Here is a 17,689-nt window from a genome sequence, read left to right as displayed (position 1 = left end):
GCGGCATGCGCCCGAACACGTCCGGAGCCAGAGTCTGGCGTATCGGGGTGATGTGTGTCACGTTGAAGACATCGACCCACTCGACCGTCCCTCCGCATCGACGCCGCCGCGTCCGGTCATCGAGCACTCGTGGCGGCGGTCGGCGCTGTCCGGGGTCCGGCCCGACGACGCGACGCCGACCATGCTGGTCGACATCGCGTCGGCCGATCCCCTGCTGGATGCCGCCCGGCCGGTGCTCGACGACGCCGCCACCCGGCTCGGTGACAACGACATGAGCCTGCTGCTGGTCGACCACGAGTGCCGGATGGTGACCCGGGTGGCGTCCGGCAGTGCTGTCGAACGCAGACTCGACGACGTCGGTGCGGCGCCGGGGGTGCCCTTCGGCGAGGACATGGTCGGTACCACAGCCCTGGGTACACCTGCCGAGATCCGCGGCGGGATCGCGATCAACAGCAGCGAGCACTACCTGGAACAGTTCAAGGCCCTGAGCTGCTTCGGTCAGCCGATCATCCATCCGACCACGCGGCGACTGGCCGGCATCATCTGCATGACCGAGATCTCCGATCGGATCAATCCGTTGGCGGTGCCCTTCGTCAACGGGATCGTGGCCGACATCGCCGATCGGTTGCTGGATCGCTCCCGGGCGCACCAGCGGCGGGTGCTCGACGCCTTCCAGCGCGCGGCACCCCGACGTGACGTCGCCGTGGCCGCCATCGGCGACGATCTCCAGTTGACGAACGCACTGGCCGCCGAGTTGCTGTCGCCGACCGACGTGGGGGCGTTGCGCATGGTCGCCGCCGACCCACAGCTGCGCGAGACCGCCATGCCGCTCACCCTGGTGTCCGGTATCGACGTCGAGGTACAGGTCGAGCCGATCGCCGGCGCTCGCGGAGCCGCCCTCTTCCGCTTCCGGCCCGTGATCGCTGCTCCGTCGTCACCCTCGGCGATGCCGACGACCGCGGCGGCTCCCCCGTCCAGCGTGGCGGTCTCCGGCGAACCGGGCACCGGCCGCAGCACTCACGCACGGTCTGCCGCGCATGACTACGGGGCTCCTCCCGTGGTTCTCGACGTCGCCGATGAACTGATCGCGGGGCGCCATCCGGACGTCGTCGCCGCGCTCGCGCTCGCCCGCGACGAACGCTCGCCGCTCATCGTCGACGGCGCCGATCTGCTCGACGACCGGTCCGTCTCGATCCTCGGCAAGGCGGCTGCGCGGGCCGGCCGGGACACACCGCTGATCGTCGTGAGCGGGCCTCGCGAGCAGGTCGGTGCCGGTGTCGCCGCCCTTCTCTCGCGCTGCGTCACGCGCATCGACCTCGCGCCCCTGCGCCATCGCACCTCCGAACTCGCATCTCTCGCGACCGGGATGCTGACAGAGATCGATCCTGATCTGTCGCTGTCCGGTCGGGCCACCGATGCGCTGCTGTGTCAGGACTGGCCCGGCAACTTCTCCGAGCTGGCCGCGGTGCTGCGACAGGCATCCACGGCATGTGCGGCGCGCGCGGCAAGGGTCGTCGAGATCGGCGACCTACCGGTCCCGTATCGGACCACCAGTCGCGCCGCCCATCTCTCCGGACGCGAGCAGGCGGAACGGACGGCGATCGTCGACGCCCTCGACCGGGCCGGCGGCAACAAGGTGCATGCCGCCCGCGACCTCGGGATCAGCCGCACCACGCTGTATGCACGGATGCGGGCATTGGGGGTCTGACCACCGTCGTCGCCCTGGCCACCGGTCGTGCCCTCAGGCGTTCAGCGTCTGCCGCGCGAGCGCCGCGATCAGGTCCGTCTGTGTGACGATCCCGACGATGTGCGCGCCGTCGACCACGGGAACGGCGGCGCTCGGCCCGTCCGAGAGCATCGGAAGCATCGCCGCCACCGGGGTGTCGACCGACGCGACGGGCAGATCTGTCGACATGACGTCCGCCGCGCACGCGGCGGGCCGACGATTCGCCAGGCGGCCGAAGAACCTCTCGGCCACGCGGCCCGCGGCCGGCTCACGCAGGCGGACGGCGAGGTGCAGCTGGAAGACCACCCCCGCGAACTCCCCCGAATGCCGCACGACCGGCAACGAGGTGAATCCGTGGACCCGGAAGAGTTCGGCGACGTCGGCGAGCGATGTCTCGGGGGCCACCGTGACCAGATCCCGCGACATGACGTCGCCGGCATCGGCCGGGCCCACGCGATGTGCGGTCGCCTGGAGTTCGGCTGCACCGATCAACCGGGCCAGATCCGCGACGCCGAGATTGAGCGATTGCCGGTAGCGCGCAAGGATGCCCGTCAGCTCGTCCTCGCTCAGGCCGAGCCGCTCGGCCGGTGGTGGTTCGGGGTCGAAGCGCCGCAACGGGTAGTGCCTGCCGGTCGCGCGTGCGTAGACCATCGCCACCAGCACGAGCACCGCCGTGCCGACGGCGACCGGCGTCACGGCGAACCGAAAGCCGAGGGCGTGTATGGCGTCGGGCGAGAGCGCAGCGGTCATGGCGACCGCGCCGGCGGGCGGATGAACGGCGCGCGCCAGGATCATCGCCGCCACCGCGAGACCGACCGCCAGCGCGACCCTCGGGAGGGCGATCGGGACCAGCATGGTCACCGCGACACCGATCAGCGCCGAGAGCGTGTTGCCGACCACGGCGGGCCACGGCTGTGCCAGCGGGCTGCTCGGCGCGGCGAAGATGAGCACCGCGGTCGCCCCGAACGGCGCGATCAGATAGAGCCCCGACTGCAGATCCACCTCGGAACTCACCAGGACCATCCCGAGAACTGCGAGGCCGACCGCCGAACCGGCACCGGCACGCAGCGCCTCGCGCGGCGGGCCGGACACATGGGCGGGCCCCAAGCTGCGAACCGCATCGCGGAACCTCCCGGATGTGCTGTCTGTCATCGGTCTCCTCTGCGCGAATGTCGAGGGACAACGCTAACGGGCACCTCCTCGCACTGTTCAGGCCGGTGTTCAGATTCTGGACAGGGCGTCGACCCGCACAGGTGGCAGAAATGAGTCAGGTCACATCTATGACCCGGATCACTCTGATCTCGCCACCTGACCAGGAGGTTTCATGACCGCCGTTGCCACCGACCTACTCCACGGGGTACGTGACTTCATATCCCGCGACCGACCGATGCTGATCGGTGGTGAGTGGGTGTTCGCCGGGTCAGGGCGAACCTTCGAGACCATCGACCCGGCCACCGGCCGTCCGATCACGTCCGTCGCGCACGGGGACGCGGCCGACGTCGATCGGGCGGTCCGGGCGGCACGGGCCGCGTTCGAGACCGGCCCGTGGTCGCGGATGAAGCCCAACGAACGTGAGCGGCTGATCTGGAAGGTCGGCGACCTGCTCAGCGAGCGGGCAGCGGAGTTCGGGCAACTCGAGGCCCTCGACAACGGCAAGGCGGCCACCGTCGCGACCGCGGTCGACATGGCGTGGTCGGCCGACATCTTCCGCTACAACGCCGGACTCGCCACCAAGATCACCGGCAGCACCGTCGACGTGTCGATGCCGTTCGTCCCCGGCGGCGAGTTCCACGCGTACACGTTGCGCGAACCCGTCGGCGTGTGTGGGCTGATCGTGCCCTGGAACTTCCCGTTGCTGATGGCCGCGTTCAAGCTGGCGCCCGCGCTGGCCGCGGGGAACACCGTCATCCTCAAGCCCGCCGAGCAGACCCCGCTCACCGCGCTGCTTCTCGGAGAGATCTTCCAGGAAGCGGGATTCCCGCCCGGAGTTGTCAACATCGTCACCGGGTACGGGGAGGCGGGTGCCGCGCTGGCCGCCCACGACGACGTCGACAAGATCGCGTTCACCGGTTCCACCGAGGTCGGCAAGAAGATCGTCGAGGCCGCCAAGGGCAACCTGAAGAAGGTGTCGCTCGAGCTCGGGGGCAAGAGCCCGAACATCGTCTTCGCCGATGCGGATTTCGAGAAGGCCGTCGCGGGTTCGGTTGCCGCATGGATGTTCAACCACGGGCAATGCTGCGTCGCGGGTACCCGGCTCTTCGTGGAACGCCCCATCTTCGACGACTTCACCGCCGCGGTCGCCGAGGCGGCATCGCAGGCGAAGATCGGTCCGGGCCTCGATCCGGCCACCGCACTCGGGCCACTGATCAGCCAGGAACAGTTCGATCGCGTGTCGGGCTACCTGTCCGCGGGACTCGCCGACGGTGCCCGCGCGCTGACCGGCGGGCGACGTTGGGGTGACGAGGGATTCTTCATCGAGCCCACGGTCTTCGTCGACGTCGAGCCCCACTTCTCGATCGTGTCGGAGGAGATCTTCGGTCCCGTGGTCGCGGCGCTCCCGTTCGACGCCGACACCGGTGTCGCGGCCGCGGCGAACGACTCGATCTACGGTCTGGCCGCGGGCATCTGGACGCAGGATCTCTCGAAAGCCCACAAGACCGCCCGCCAGATCAAGGCCGGCTCGGTATGGGTCAACCAGTACAACGGCTTCGACACCGCGATGCCGTTCGGCGGGTACAAGCAGTCGGGCTGGGGTCGCGAACTCGGCAGCTCCGCGATCGACCTGTACACGCAGACCAAGGCCGTCAACGTCGCGCTCTAGCGACACCCCTTCCACAGAGGAGCACACCACATGTCCATCACCACCAAGGCGGCCGTACTCACCGGTCCCGGCAGGCCTTTCGAACTCGTCGAGCTCGACCTGGACGAACCCAGAGACGGCGAGGTACTGATCAAGTACACCGCTGCGGGGCTCTGCCACTCCGACCTCCACCTGACCGACGGCGATCTGCCGCCGCGCTATCCGATCGTCGGCGGCCACGAGGGTTCCGGCATCATCGAGGCGGTCGGCCCGGGCGTCACCAAGGTCGCGCCCGGCGATCACGTCGTCTGCAGCTTCATACCCAACTGCGGGACCTGCCGCTACTGCTCGACCGGCCGGCAGAACCTGTGCGACATGGGCGCCACCATCCTCGAGGGGTCCATGCCCGACGGTTCGTTCCGCTTCCATTCCGGCGGTGATGATTTCGGCGCCATGTGCATGCTCGGGACATTCGCCGAGCGGGCGACGATCTCGCAGCACTCGGTCGTCAAGGTCGACGACTGGTTGCCACTGGACAAAGCGGTGCTCGTCGGATGCGGCGTGCCGTCGGGCTGGGGCACCTCGGTCTACGCGGGCGGTGTACGTGCCGGTGACACCTGCGTGATCTACGGCATCGGCGGTCTCGGCATCAACGCCGTGCAGGGCGCGGTCTCGGCGGGTGCCAAACACGTCGTCGTGGTCGATCCGGTGGCGCTCAAGCGTGACACGGCGATCAAGTTCGGGGCCACCCACGCCTTCGCCGACGCGGCCGAGGCAGCGGCGAAGGTCGACGAGCTGACCTGGGGCAAGGGTGCCGATCAGGCGCTGATCCTGGTCGGCACCGTCGACGAGGAGGTCGTCGCGCACGCAACCGCGGTGATCGGCAAGGGCGGCACGGTGGTCATCACCGGCCTCGCCGATCCGGCCAAACTCACCGTCCACGTGTCAGGGACGGATCTGACCTTGAACCAGAAGACCATCAAGGGCAGCCTCTTCGGATCGGCCAACCCGCAATACGACATCGTGAAACTGCTGCGGCTCTACGATGCGGGCCAGCTCAAACTCGACGAGCTGATCACCCAGACCTACACCCTCGACCAGGTCAACGAGGGCTATCAAGATCTGCGGGACGGCAAGAACATTCGCGGTGTGATCGTCCACGACGCCTGACCGGCCGCGACCGACCCCGGTCCGGGCACGACGACCCTTTCCGTGCCCGGGCCGGCCCACGCGAGGTCGTCCGACGTCAGCGCACCGACACATTCCAGACGGCCACCAGCCACGGGACCGACACCGTCAGGATCAGTACGAGGTTGAGCCATCGGTGTTCCCACATGATGGCCGCGAACTCGCGGAGCCCGGCGTTGGGACCGAAGTACGACGCCGTGCGGGATCCCGTCGCGAAGCCGTCGATCTCATTGCCACGCATCAGCATTGCTGCTCGGAGCGCATGATAGTCGCTGGTGACCACCGCGACCTGCCCATGGACACCCCGATCTGCGAGGATTCGCGCCGAGAACGCGATGTTCTCCGCGGTGTCGGTCGACCGGGCCTCGGCCAACAGGGCGTCGCCACGAACTCCACGAGCACGCAGATGTTCCGCCATGGCCGCCGCCTCCGAGATCTCCTCGTCCGCACCCCGGCCGCCCGAACAGATCAAGATCGGCCGTCGGCCGGCCGCCTCCGCCCGATCGAAGACCTCCAGAGCGGCGTCGAGCCTGCCGGCGAGCAGCGGCCCCACCCGCCGGCCGTCGATCAGCCCGGCTCCCAACACGATCACCGCGTCGACCGGTTCACGCCGGGCCCGTCGTCGAGCCAGGACACCGTAGACCGCCGACCACACGACCGTCGCCAGCAGCGCAGAGCCCAGATACGCCGCGGGCACACCGATCGCGGCGAGGAACAACAGCATCCGATGATCCGCCGCGGGTGTCAGCGCGCCGGCCAGCAGCCCCACCGCGACGCCGACGACGTAGACCACGAGCAGTACGCCCAGCGCGGTCGACAACATCATCGCCGGACGCCGGCCCTCCCGGCGCAACAGCTCTGCTCCGGTGCGGAGCAGATACACCCCCAGGGCGGCTGCCGCGACCAGACCGGTGACCGCCACCACGGCCAGCAGCATCGCCCCCGACAACTCGCGTCCGCGGCCGCCCGCCACCGCGACGACCACCACCGTCGCCACGATCACGACGACACCGGCCGCAAAGATGCCCGGCAACAACCGTCGCGGCTCCCGCCAGGCGCTGACGACGGCGCCGAGCACGAAGAGGACCAGCACGATGAGCAGGGCACCCATGTCGGCAATCATCGCAGCCGAGGCGGTCCGAACGTGCTCGTTGCGGCGCACCGATCGCCGTGCCGACCCAACCCGGTCGGCGGCGTCGCCCGGGCTCCCGGTAGGAAGGAGAAGAAGCCCGGCGACGGAGGTGACGGCATGAACAGGACAGTTGGCAGATTCTGGACATCGACGATCGTCGTCGCCGCATGTCTTCTCGGTGTCACCGCCTGCGGCGGAGAACCCGCGTCGACGCCCGCCACGGAATCGGGGGCGTCGTCCCAGACGGTCGTCGACAACCCGATCGATCCCGGCTCGCTCACGCAGGTCGCCGACGCCGTCCGCGACCAACACCTCGAGCTGACGGGCGAAAAGGACGTGACCGCCCAGGTCTGCCCGAGCGCCGGTTGTTCGGCTGCCACACAGTTCGACCAGGCGACGTTCATGAAATTTCCGACCACCGGACGCGCCACGGGTTACGCGGGGGGACAAGACGGCGCTTACCAGGTGCTCGACCTGGTGGTGACGTTCCCCGAGACCATGCCGCCCGACACCCGAACGCAGTATCAGAACGCGGTGCGCATCGCGGTTCGCTGATCCGGTACCCGCTGCGGCACAACCGAACTCACGCCGGTTCGGCCGATCGCAGGGCGGCGGTCACGAGGTCCGTCCACGTCGCGACCACCTGCGCACGGCGTTTCGAGTCGTCGGAGAGCGTGTCGGCCAGTCCGAGGCCGCGGGCGAGGTCGAGAGTCACCTGAGCGACGCTGCGCGCCTGCGGGTTGGTGCCGTCGGGGTCCAGGGCCTCCACCGTCATCTGATGTGCCGCATGCGCGAACCTGTCCTCCATCGGCAGGATCAGTTCGCGCAGCGCGAGATCGGAGGCGGCCGCAGCCCACACCTGCAGCGCTGCCTTGAATTCGGTGCCGGTGTAGATCCGGACCGCGCGATCGACGGCCGCGGACACCCGGTCGGCTCCCGCGGGCATCGCGGTGATCGCCGTCGACGCCGTCGAGGTCATGTCCTCGAAGACCTGCTCCAACGCCGCGGTGATGAGCGCTTCCCGTGTGGGGAAATGATGCTGCGCCGCACCCCGTGACACACCTGCCCGTTCGGCCACCGCCGCCACCGTTGCCGCCGACCAGCCGTCGAGAGCGAGTGCCTCGATGGTTGCTCGCAGCAGTCGTTCCCGAGTTATTCGCGACCGCTCCTGACGCGGCTCGCGCGGCGACGGTTGGCGGTTACCGGCGGTCATCAGTCCGCCGACACCGACAGGTCCCAGCGTGGCGCCCGCTTCGACAGGAACGCGGTCATCCCTTCGCGCGCCTCCTCCGACGCGAACAGAGCAGCCGACTCATCGGCACGCTGCCCGGCCAGCCCCCGGAAACCGGACAGCACAGCCGCGGTGGCCAGCATCTTCGACGCGGCCAGCCCCTGCGGGGAGGCACGCCGGATTCCGGCCAGCACTGATGCCACCCCCGCGTCGAGGTCGTCGGCCGACGCAAAGGCCTCGGTGACGAGCCCGTTCCGCACCGCGGTCGACGGGTCGAACGTCTCGCCGGTGAGGAAGTACCGCCCGGAAGAGCGTGCGGTCATCTTCGGGAGCAACACCAACGAGATCACCGACGGCGCCAGTCCGAGCCGGGCCTCGGTGAGAGCGAAGGTGCATCGAGGGCCGGCAAGCGCGATGTCGGCGGCACCGAGCAACCCGAACCCACCGGCGCGGACGTGGCCGTCGACCTTGGCGATGACCGGCTTCGGCATCTCCAGGATGACCCGCATCAGATCGATCATCGCCGAAGTCCCCATCGCCGACGCCTCCGCGACGTCGGCGCCGCGCGCGAGTGCCTCACTGAGATCTGCACCGGCACAGAATGTCCCGCCCGTGTGAGTCAGCATCACGGCACGGATCCCGGGATCACGTTCGGCGGCGCGCAGGCCGTCGAGCAGTTGTGCGACGAGGGCCTCGCCGAGTGCGTTGCGGTTCGCCGGGGAGTCCAACGTGAGAGTGAGGACCTCGTCGACGAGGTCCGAGTGGACCACTTCGGTCATGGGCAACCTCCTCAGTAGGACTTGGGCAGACCCAGGCTGGTCTGCGCGACGAAGTTCAGGACCATCTCCCTGCTGACCGGCGCGATCCGCGCGATCCGCGCCAGGCTGAGCATCGGGGCCAGCCCGTACTCACTGGTCAACCCGTTGCCGCCCATGGCATGCACGGCGTGGTCGACGAGCCTCACGCAGGCCTCGGCAGCGGCGTACTTCGCCATGTTGGCCGGTTCCGCGGCGCCCCAGTCGTCCCCGCGTCGTACAGGGTCGCGGCCTTCTGCATCATCAGCTTGGCCATCTCGATCTGGACCTTGCCCTCCGCGAGCGGGTGCGCGATCGCCTGATGCGCACCGATCGGCGTCTTCCAGACCGTCCGGTCGTTCACGTAGGCGACCGCTTTGTCGAGGGCGAACCGGCCCATGCCGACCGCAGACGCCGAGGCCATGATGCGTTCCGGGTTGAGCCCGGCGAACAACTGGCTCAGGGCCGCATCCTCGGAACCGACCAACGCATCGGCCGGCAGCCGAACGTCGTCGAGGAACAGCTGGAACTGCTTCTCGGGGTTCTGGAGTTCCATGTCGATCATCGTGTACTCGAAGCCCGGTGCGTCGGTGGGCACGATGAAGAGCGCAGGCTTAAGCTTGCCCGTCTTGGCGTCCTCGGTCCGGGCCACGATGAGGACGGCCTCGGCTTGATCGACCCCCGAGATGAACACCTTGCGGCCGTTGAGCAGCCACTCGTCACCGTCGCGGCGTGCGGTGGTGGTGATCTGATGCGAGTTCGATCCGGCATCGGGCTCGGTGATGCCGAACGCCATGGTGATGGTGCCGTCGGCCAGCCCCGGGATCCAGCGCTGCTTCTGTTCGTCGGTGCCGAAGCGCGCGATGATGTTTCCGCAGATCGCCGGCGATACGACGAGCATCAGCAGGCCCGTGCCGGCCGCCGCGATCTCCTCCATGACGATCGACAGTTCGTACATCCCCGCGCCGCCACCGCCGTACTCCTCCGGCAGGTTGACGCCGATGAATCCGAGTTTGCCCGCCTCGCTCCACATCTCGTCGGTCTTGCGTCCCTCGCGAGCGCATTCCCGAAAGTACTGCTGACCATATTTCGCGGCGAATGCGGCCACCGAGGCTCGCAGATCGGCCCGCTCAGGGCTCTCCACGAACGGGTTTGCGGTCGCGTCGTCCAGGTGTGCGGTCATCCGTTTGTCTCCTCTTGCTCCGGGTTGTCCGAATGGTCGGCATCTGCGTCGTCGGCACTGATCACCGCGAGCACGTCGCCGACCGAGAGTTGTTGTCCGGGTTCGACGGACAGGGTGGTCACCACGCCGTCGACCGGCGCGGACACGGTGTGTTCCATCTTCATCGCCTCCAGCCACAACAGCGGCTGCCCCGCAGTGACCCGGTCGCCCTCGGCCACCGCTGTCCGTATCACCGCGCCGGGCATCGGCGCGAGCAACGAACCCGGCCTGGCCACCGCGGACGGATCGACGAAGCGGGGCACGCGGCGCAACGCCACCGACACCCCCGTGCCGTCGACGAAGACACGGTCGCCGTGGCGGGACACGAGCAAGGTACGACGTACACCGCCGGCCTCGACCACGACATGGGTCGGCGAGGCTTCCACCACCGACACCCCGGATTGGTCGACCAACTCGACGCCGGTACGACCGTGGCGGTAGCGGACCTCGATCTCTTCGTCGGCGCGCACGTCGACATAACGCTTGACCTGTGGGCCGGAGGCCAGGTTGCGCCACCCCGCGGGCAGACTCGGCTGAACCACCGCGGCGCCACGACGTGCCGCGGCGTCGGCCAACGCTGCCGCGGTCGCCGCGATCCGCACGTCCTGCGCCGAGGTGAGCGGCCTGGACAACTCCTCGAGACCGACCGTCTCGATGAATCCGGTGTCGGTGGCCCCGGAGAGAAAGTCTCTGTGCCGCAACGTGTTGACAAGCATGCCGCGATTGGTGACCGGACCGTGGATGCGGGCGTCGGACAGTGTGCGCGCGAGCATAGCCGCCGCGCGCGGGCGGTCTGGCGCCCAGCTGATGACCTTGGCCAGCATCGGGTCATAGAAGGTGGATATCTCGCTGCCGCTCTCGATTCCGGAATCCACCCGGATGCCGGGGCGGTCGAGCGGACCGAAGGTGGTGTCGCCGGGCAGGTCGATCGCGTGGACCGTGCCCGACTGCGGTTGCCAGTCCGCGGCCGGGTCCTCGGCGTAGAGTCGCACCTCGATCGCGTGGCCACTGGTGGGCGGTCTCTCGGACGGGAGACGATCCCCCGCGGCCACCCGAAGTTGCCAGCCGACGAGGTCGGTGCCGGTGGTCAGCTCGGTCACCGGATGCTCCACCTGCAGACGCGTGTTGGTCTCCAGGAAGAAGAACCGTCCCGACTCGTCGGCGAGGAACTCGACCGTCCCGGCGCCGGCGTAACCGATCGCGGCCACCGCGGTGCGGGCAGCGTCGAACAATCGGTCACGTAGGTCTCCGCCGATCCGTTCGACGAGCGGGGCCGGAGCCTCCTCGACGATCTTCTGGTGGCGGCGCTGGATCGAGCATTCGCGCTCCCCCACCGCCCAGACGGCACCGTGGGTGTCGGCCATCACCTGCACCTCGATGTGGTGGCCGCGCTCGACATAGGGCTCGCAGAACACCGTCGGATCGCCGAACGCCGATTGCGCTTCTCGTGCTGCGGCTTCCACCGCACCAGATAGTTCGTCGAGCGTACGGACGATCCGCATGCCGCGACCGCCACCGCCCGCGGAGGCCTTGATCAGCAGGGGCAGATCGTCTGCGGTCACCGCCGCCGGATCGATGTTGCCGAGCACCGGGACGCCGGCGTCGGCCATCAGCTTCTTGGCGTTGACCTTCGATCCCATCGCGCTGATCGCGGCGGGCGGTGGTCCGATCCAGGTCAGGCCCGCGTCGATCACGGCCTGCGCGAATTCGGCATTCTCCGAAAGGAACCCGTAACCGGGATGGATCGCGTCCGCGCCGGCCGATCTTGCTGCCTCGATGAGCTTCATGCCCTGCAGATAGGTCTCTGCCGAGGTCGAACCCGGCAGCCGAACCGCTACGTCGGCCGCCCGCACGTGCGGCGCCCGCTCGTCGGGGTCGGAGAAGACGGCGACGGTGTGCATGCCCATCGCACGTGCCGTCGCGAACACGCGGCAGGCGATCTCGCCGCGGTTGGCAACCAGAATGCTACTGATCGTTGTCATCTCCGCCTCACATCCGGAAGACGCCGAAATTGCTGCTGCCCTCGACCGGACCACTGTGGATGGCCGACAGGCACAGACCGAGAACTGTTCTGGTGTCCCGGGGATCGATGACACCGTCGTCGTAGAGCATGCCCGACAGGAAGGCCGGTACCGACTCGGCTTCGATCTGGGCCTCGATCATCTGTTTCATGGCTGCGTCGGCCGACTCGTCGACGGTGCCGCCCCGCGCCTCGGTGGCCGCACGGGACACGATGGAGATGACGCCCGCGAGTTGGGCGGCACCCATCACCGCGGACTTGGCGCTCGGCCAGGCGAACAGGAACCTCGGGTCGTAGGCTCGGCCGCACATGCCGTAGTGACCTGCGCCGTAACTGGCACCCATCAGGATGGAGATGTGCGGCACCGTGGAGTTGGAGACGGCGTTGATCATCATCGCGCCGTGCTTGATGATGCCGTTCTGCTCGTACTCCTTGCCCACCATGTATCCGGTGGTGTTGTGCAGGAACAGCAATGGGGTGTCACTGCGATTGGCGAGTTGAATGAACTGCGTGGCCTTCTGCGACTCCTGACTGAACAGGACGCCCTGCGCGTTGGCGAGGATGCCGATCGGGTGGCCGTGGATGCGCGCCCACCCGGTACACAGTGAACTGCCGTACTCCGGCTTGAATTCGTCGAAATCGCTGTCGTCGACCACTCGGGCGATCACATCGCGCGGGTTGAACGGGATCTTGAGATCCGAGGGCACGATGCCGAGCAGTTCCTCTGCGTCATATCGTGGTTCGATCGCGTCGGCGACCGGGCCGGGCCCCTTCTTGCGCCAGTTGAGCCGTGCGACGACGCGCCGGCCGATGCGGATCGCGTCCTGCTCGTCGGCAGCGTAATAGTCCGCCAGGCCGGACTGGCGGGCGTGCATCTGGGCACCACCGAGCGATTCGTCGTCGCTGTCCTCACCCGTGGCCATCTTCACCAATGGCGGCCCACCGAGGAACACCTTCGACTGGTTCTCGATCATCACGACGTGATCACTCATGCCCGGGACATAGGCCCCGCCGGCTGTCGAGTTTCCGAAAACCAGTGCGATGGTGGGTATTCCGGCGGCCGACAGCCGGGTCAGGTCCCGGAACATCCGGCCGCCGGGAACGAAGACCTCTTTCTGGGTGGGCAGGTCCGCACCACCGGATTCCACCAGCGAGATCATCGGCAGACGGTTGGCCAGCGCGATGTCGTTGCAGCGCAGGATCTTGCGTAGCGTCCACGGATTGGAGGTACCGCCACGGACCGTCGGGTCATTCGCAACGATCATGCATTCGACACCCTCGACGACACCGATCCCGGTGACCACCGACGCACCGACCTGGAAGTCGGAGCCATATCCGGCGAGTGGACACAGTTCGAGGAACGCGGAATCCTCGTCGATCAGCAACTCGATTCGCTCGCGCGGGATCATCTTGCCGCGTTCGCGATGCCGGGCCACATACTTCTCACCACCGCCGGCGAGTGCCTTGTCGAACTCGACCTGCAGTTCGGCGAGTTTGTCGTTCATCGATGTGCTCGCGGCCGCGTAATCCTCGCCCGCCGTGTCGAGCATCGAGCGGATCGCCGTCACAGCTGATACCCCAACCGTTTCGCCGCGAGGCCCGAGAGGATTTCGGTCGTACCGCCACCGATACCGATGATGCGCATGTCCCGGTACTGCCGCTCCACCTCGGTGCCCGTCATGTATCCCATGCCGCCGAAGAGTTGAACGGCCTTGTTCGCAACCCATTCGCCTGCCTCGACCGCGGTGTTCTTCGCGAAACACACCTCGGCGATCAGATCGTCGTCCGAGTCGACCTTCCGTTCCACGACTGCGCGGGTGTAGGTCCGCGCGATGTCGATCCGACGAGCCATCTCGGTGACGGCCTCCTGCACGGATTGTCGTGCGATCAGCGGCTTACCGAAGGTTTCCCGATCCCGGACCCAATCGAGGGTCAGGTCAAGGCAACGCTGGGCACTCGCGTAGGCCTGCACGGCAAGGCCCGATCGCTCGGTCACGAACGCCGTGGCGATCTGGGCGAAGCCCGAGTTCTCCGCACCAACCAGATTGGCCACCGGCACGCGCACATCGGCAAACGACAACTCGGCGGTGTCGGAGCTGCGCCACCCCATCTTGTCCAGCTTTCGGGTGACCGTGAATCCCGGGGTGTCCTTCTCGATGACCAGCAACGAGACCCCCGAAGCACCCGGCCCACCCGTGCGGACCGCGGTCACGACGAAGTCGGCACGAACAGCCGAGGTGATGTATGTCTTCGCACCGTTCACCACATAGTGGTCACCGTCGCGGACCGCAGAGGTGCGCAGGTGTCCGACGTCGCTGCCACCGCCGGGTTCGGTGATGGCGAGGCTGCCGATCTTCTCCCCCGCGAGTGTCGGCCGCACCCAACGGTCGATCTGGTCGGGATCACCCGCGCCGATGAGGTGGGGCAGGGCGATGCCATGGGTGAACAGGGAGGCGAAGACTCCGCCCGCTGCTCCCGCGTAGTGGAACTCCTCCCCGAGGATCGATCCGTCGACGAGGTCGCCACCGGACCCGCCGACGTCCTCGGGAATACCCAGGCCGAACAAACCCAACTTGGCTGCCTCACGGTGCAGGTCACGCGGGATCAACCCCTCCTGCTCCCACTCGTCCTGGTAGGGCAGCACATGCCGCTCCACGAATGCCCTGACGGTGGAACGCAATTCGAGACGTTCCGGGGTCTCCCATACCGGGCTGCTGATCGTCACTGGCTCTCCTTGTGTTGATTCGGCCCGCTCGCTTCGCGCCCGGCGCCGGCCTGACTCGGCCCGCTCGCTTCGCTCCCGGCGCCGGCCTGACTCGGCCCGCTCGCTTCGCTCCCGGCGCCGGCCTGCTTCGTGAATGCGATCGGAATGGGTACCGGTCGCGACCGCAACCACTCCCCCATCCCCTTTGCCTGCGGGTCGAATCGGACATTCTCGGCGACACCGCGGCCGAGAACGCCGTCGATCACGAAGTTGACCGCGTTCAGATTCGCGAGCCGATGGCGACGCACCGGGAGGTCGGCCACCTCCGGCAGCAGTTCCCTGAGCAGATCGACGTCGAGCGTGCTGTCGAGCCAGGGAAAGTGGTCTGGATTACGCACCCACACACCGATGTTCGCGCTACCGCCCTTGTCGCCGCTGCGCGCGCCGGCGATGGTGCCGAGGGGCAGCGACGACGTCGGCCCCCAGTCCGCCGAGGTCTCGGTCGGTTCGTCTCCGACATCGTCGGGCACCTCGGCACGCAGAGGGCTCGGCGGGATCCGTTCGACCACCCCGTTCTGCAGTGCCACGCGGTGATCGACGGCCTCGGCGTCGACATAGCCCGGCTCGAAGACGCCGTACGGGCTGCCCTGCCCGGGAGGGTTGGTCGCCGCGAAACCGGGGTAGCTCGCCAGCGCCAGTTCGATGGCCGTCGACGAGAACGCGCGGCCCACCTTCTTCGCATCTGGATCGCGGACCACGCAACGGAGCAGCGCGCTCGCCTGTTCCTCGGTCTCGGCATCCGGTCGGTCGAGCCGGGACAGCTCCCAGTCGATCTCGGCAGGCGCGGTCGGCAGGGCCGCGGTGAACTGATCCTTGAACAGCTCTGCCTTCGCCTCGATGTCGAGCCCGGTGAGAATGAGGGTGATCTCGTTGCGAACTCCTGCAAGACGATTCAGCGACACCTTGGTCGTCGACGGCGGCGCCTCGCCGCGCACCCCACTGATCGCCACCCGATCCTCGCCGGACTGGCCGAGTTCGATGGTGTCGAGTCGCGTCGTCACGTCCGGACCGAGGTACCGGGGCCCACCGACTTCGTAGAGCAACTGCGCGGTGACCGTTCCGACCGTGACCGCACCTCCGGTGCCAGGATGCTTGGTGATCACCGACGACCCGTCGGCGGCGACCTCCGCGATCGGGAAACCCAGGTGACCCATTCGGGGCAGTTCACCGAAGAAGGAGTAGTTGCCGCCCGTCGCCTGCGCGCCGCATTCGATGACGTGGCCCGCCACCACCGCTCCGGCAAGCGCGTCGAGATCGTGATGTTCCCAACCGAATTCGCTGGCGGCCGGCCCGACCGTGAGGGACGCATCGGTGACCCGGCCGGTCACCACGATCTCGGCACCGGCGTCCAGAGCGGTCTTGATGCCGAACGCTCCGAGGTAGGCGTTGGCGGTCAATGGCTCGCCTAGCCCCAGTTCTGCGGCTCGATCACGAAGGTCGTCACCGTCGACGAAGGCGATGTCGGCGTTGATGCCCAGCTTCTCGGCGAGCTCGCGCAACGAAACCGCGAGGCCGTGTGGATTGAGCCCACCCGCGTTGGTGACGATGCGGACGCCCTTGTCGATCGCGAGTCCGAGACAGTCCTCCATCTGCCGCAGGAATGTCTTGGCATATCCCGACCGGTGGTCCTTCATCCGGTCCCGGCCGAGGATCAGCATGGTCAGTTCGGCCAGGTAATCCCCTGTGAGGTAGTCGAGCTCGCCGCCCTCGAGCATCTCTCGCATCGCCGAGAATCGGTCACCGTAGAACCCGGAGGCGTTCCCGATCCGGACGATTCTCCCGGCATGTGTGTCGGTCATCGCTCAGCGGGCCTCTCGTCGGCAGTGGTCGACGGTCTTCCCGGCCCCGGTGGTCCGGCGAATGCCTGCGCGATGCCGGCCCAGCGCGTCGCCTCGGTACCGATGATCTCCAGATCGAGGTCTGCCTGGGAACGTCGCTGGGTCACCAACTGGCAGAAGTCGATCGCAGGGCCGCGCACGATGTCGGTGGCGTCGTCGGGCCCCCAGGTCCACAATTCACCCGACGGCGCAGTGATCTCGTACCGGAACGGGGCCGCCGGTGGGGTCAGGCCGTGCACCGCGTAGGCGAAATCCCTGGTGCGCACACCGATGTGGACGACACCGCGAATCCGGTCGGTGGGCACCGTCGTGACGTCGAGTGCGTCGGCGACGTCGAGACCGTGGGCCCAGGTCTCCATCAGGCGAGCGGTTGCCATCGACGCTGCGGACATCGGCGGGCCGAACCACGGGATCTTCACACCCTCCGGCACGGCGCCCAGTGCCTCGGCGAGGTCGGACCGGGCGCTCCGCCAGTTCTCGAGAATGCGAGCGGGTGCGTCTGCCGCCCCCTCCTCGGCCGCGGTGTCGACGAACCCTGTGGGATTGCGGGCCGCGTCGTCGAGGACCCGGCCGAACGCATCCGGATCCGTGGCGGCGAGGGCCGCCACCCGGTCGGTCCATGCGAGATGAGCGATCTGATGCGCCACCGACCACCCCTCGGCCGGTGTCGGCTGCGCCCACCCGGCATCGTCCAGAGCGGCCACCAGAGTGTCGAGCTCCGCCGATTGCGCCGTCAGATCCGCAACGAGCCCCTCCACGATCGACATGCGACCAGCGTCACACAGGCAGTCGCGAAAATCAATCACGCATGATTGTTTTCCGTCGACAGCAACCAGAATCGCGCCGACAGCAACGGGTATCGCGCCGACAGCAACGTGGGTAGCCCCGAAAGCAACGGGTGTCGCGCCGACAGCACCCACGCAGGCTCGACGAGCGCCCAGGATTGTCCGCGGTGCAATGTTCGTTTGGTTGCC

Annotated in this window: 13 protein-coding genes and 1 pseudogene; 4 read left to right on the top strand and 10 right to left on the bottom strand. The window is 67.9% G+C overall.

Annotated elements, in window-relative coordinates:
• Positions 1-181 precede the first annotated feature (181 nt).
• On the top strand, positions 182-1,708 hold the full coding sequence (locus GTV32_RS21315) for a helix-turn-helix domain-containing protein (RefSeq protein ID WP_161062685.1): 1,527 nt from the start codon (positions 182-184) through the stop codon (positions 1,706-1,708).
• A 33-nt stretch (positions 1,709-1,741) separates the two neighbouring features.
• Here GTV32_RS21315 and GTV32_RS21310 read toward each other — a convergent pair whose 3' ends face one another.
• Positions 1,742-2,878, bottom strand: coding sequence for an HPP family protein (locus GTV32_RS21310; RefSeq protein ID WP_161062013.1), 1,137 nt, complete (start codon positions 2,876-2,878; stop codon positions 1,742-1,744).
• Positions 2,879-3,050: 172 nt separating this feature from the next.
• Between GTV32_RS21310 and GTV32_RS21305 the strand changes: the two genes are divergently transcribed.
• Together GTV32_RS21305 and GTV32_RS21300 are read left to right on the top strand one after the other, a co-directional pair.
• Entirely contained in the window at positions 3,051-4,547 is a 1,497-nt protein-coding gene (locus GTV32_RS21305) for an aldehyde dehydrogenase family protein (protein ID WP_161062012.1), read from the top strand.
• Between the two features lie 30 nt (positions 4,548-4,577).
• Entirely contained in the window at positions 4,578-5,696 is a 1,119-nt protein-coding gene (locus GTV32_RS21300; RefSeq protein WP_161062011.1) for an NDMA-dependent alcohol dehydrogenase, read from the top strand.
• A gap of 76 nt (positions 5,697-5,772) precedes the next feature.
• Here GTV32_RS21300 and GTV32_RS21295 read toward each other — a convergent pair whose 3' ends face one another.
• Positions 5,773-6,825, bottom strand: coding sequence for a YdcF family protein (locus GTV32_RS21295; protein ID WP_161062010.1), 1,053 nt, complete (start codon positions 6,823-6,825; stop codon positions 5,773-5,775).
• 138 nt (positions 6,826-6,963) lie between these two features.
• Here GTV32_RS21295 and GTV32_RS21290 point away from each other — a divergent pair, with 138 nt between their 5' ends.
• Positions 6,964-7,401: a hypothetical protein gene (locus GTV32_RS21290; RefSeq protein WP_161062009.1), complete on the top strand. Its 438-nt coding sequence runs from the start codon at positions 6,964-6,966 to the stop codon at positions 7,399-7,401.
• A gap of 28 nt (positions 7,402-7,429) precedes the next feature.
• Here GTV32_RS21290 and GTV32_RS21285 read toward each other — a convergent pair whose 3' ends face one another.
• The 8 genes and pseudogenes from GTV32_RS21285 to GTV32_RS21250 form a co-directional block, all read right to left on the bottom strand.
• A complete protein-coding gene (locus GTV32_RS21285) occupies positions 7,430-8,059 on the bottom strand; it encodes a TetR/AcrR family transcriptional regulator (protein ID WP_161062008.1) in 630 nt (209 codons plus the stop codon).
• On the bottom strand, positions 8,059-8,856 hold the full coding sequence (locus GTV32_RS21280; RefSeq protein ID WP_161062007.1) for an enoyl-CoA hydratase family protein: 798 nt from the start codon (positions 8,854-8,856) through the stop codon (positions 8,059-8,061). Before GTV32_RS21280 ends, GTV32_RS21285 begins: the two co-directional genes overlap by 1 nt.
• Positions 8,857-8,867: 11 nt before the next feature.
• Positions 8,868-10,054 (bottom strand): annotated as a pseudogene (locus tag GTV32_RS21275) (acyl-CoA dehydrogenase family protein).
• A complete protein-coding gene (locus tag GTV32_RS21270) occupies positions 10,051-12,075 on the bottom strand; it encodes a biotin carboxylase N-terminal domain-containing protein (RefSeq protein ID WP_161062006.1) in 2,025 nt (674 codons plus the stop codon). The pseudogene GTV32_RS21275 and the gene GTV32_RS21270 overlap by 4 nt, the downstream one beginning before the upstream one ends.
• Before the next feature lie 7 nt (positions 12,076-12,082).
• Positions 12,083-13,681 (bottom strand): acyl-CoA carboxylase subunit beta, encoded by a 1,599-nt coding sequence (locus GTV32_RS21265; RefSeq protein ID WP_161062005.1) that lies wholly within the window; start codon positions 13,679-13,681, stop codon positions 12,083-12,085.
• Positions 13,678-14,838 carry an acyl-CoA dehydrogenase family protein gene (locus GTV32_RS21260; protein ID WP_161062004.1) on the bottom strand — a complete coding sequence of 387 codons (1,161 nt, stop codon included), beginning with the start codon at positions 14,836-14,838 and terminating at the stop codon, positions 13,678-13,680. Before GTV32_RS21260 ends, GTV32_RS21265 begins: the two co-directional genes overlap by 4 nt.
• Positions 14,835-16,676: an acyclic terpene utilization AtuA family protein gene (locus GTV32_RS21255; RefSeq protein WP_161062003.1), complete on the bottom strand. Its 1,842-nt coding sequence runs from the start codon at positions 16,674-16,676 to the stop codon at positions 14,835-14,837. Before GTV32_RS21255 ends, GTV32_RS21260 begins: the two co-directional genes overlap by 4 nt.
• On the bottom strand, positions 16,673-17,482 hold the full coding sequence (locus tag GTV32_RS21250; protein WP_161062002.1) for a TIGR03084 family metal-binding protein: 810 nt from the start codon (positions 17,480-17,482) through the stop codon (positions 16,673-16,675). The genes GTV32_RS21255 and GTV32_RS21250 overlap by 4 nt, the downstream gene beginning before the upstream one ends.
• Positions 17,483-17,689 lie beyond the last annotated feature (207 nt).

The sequence above is a fragment of the Gordonia sp. SID5947 genome, assembly GCF_009862785.1.
GTDB lineage: Bacteria > Actinomycetota > Actinomycetes > Mycobacteriales > Mycobacteriaceae > Gordonia.
The sequence above is the reverse complement of the archived record's forward strand: the minus strand, read 5'-3'. Positions and strand labels throughout refer to the sequence as shown.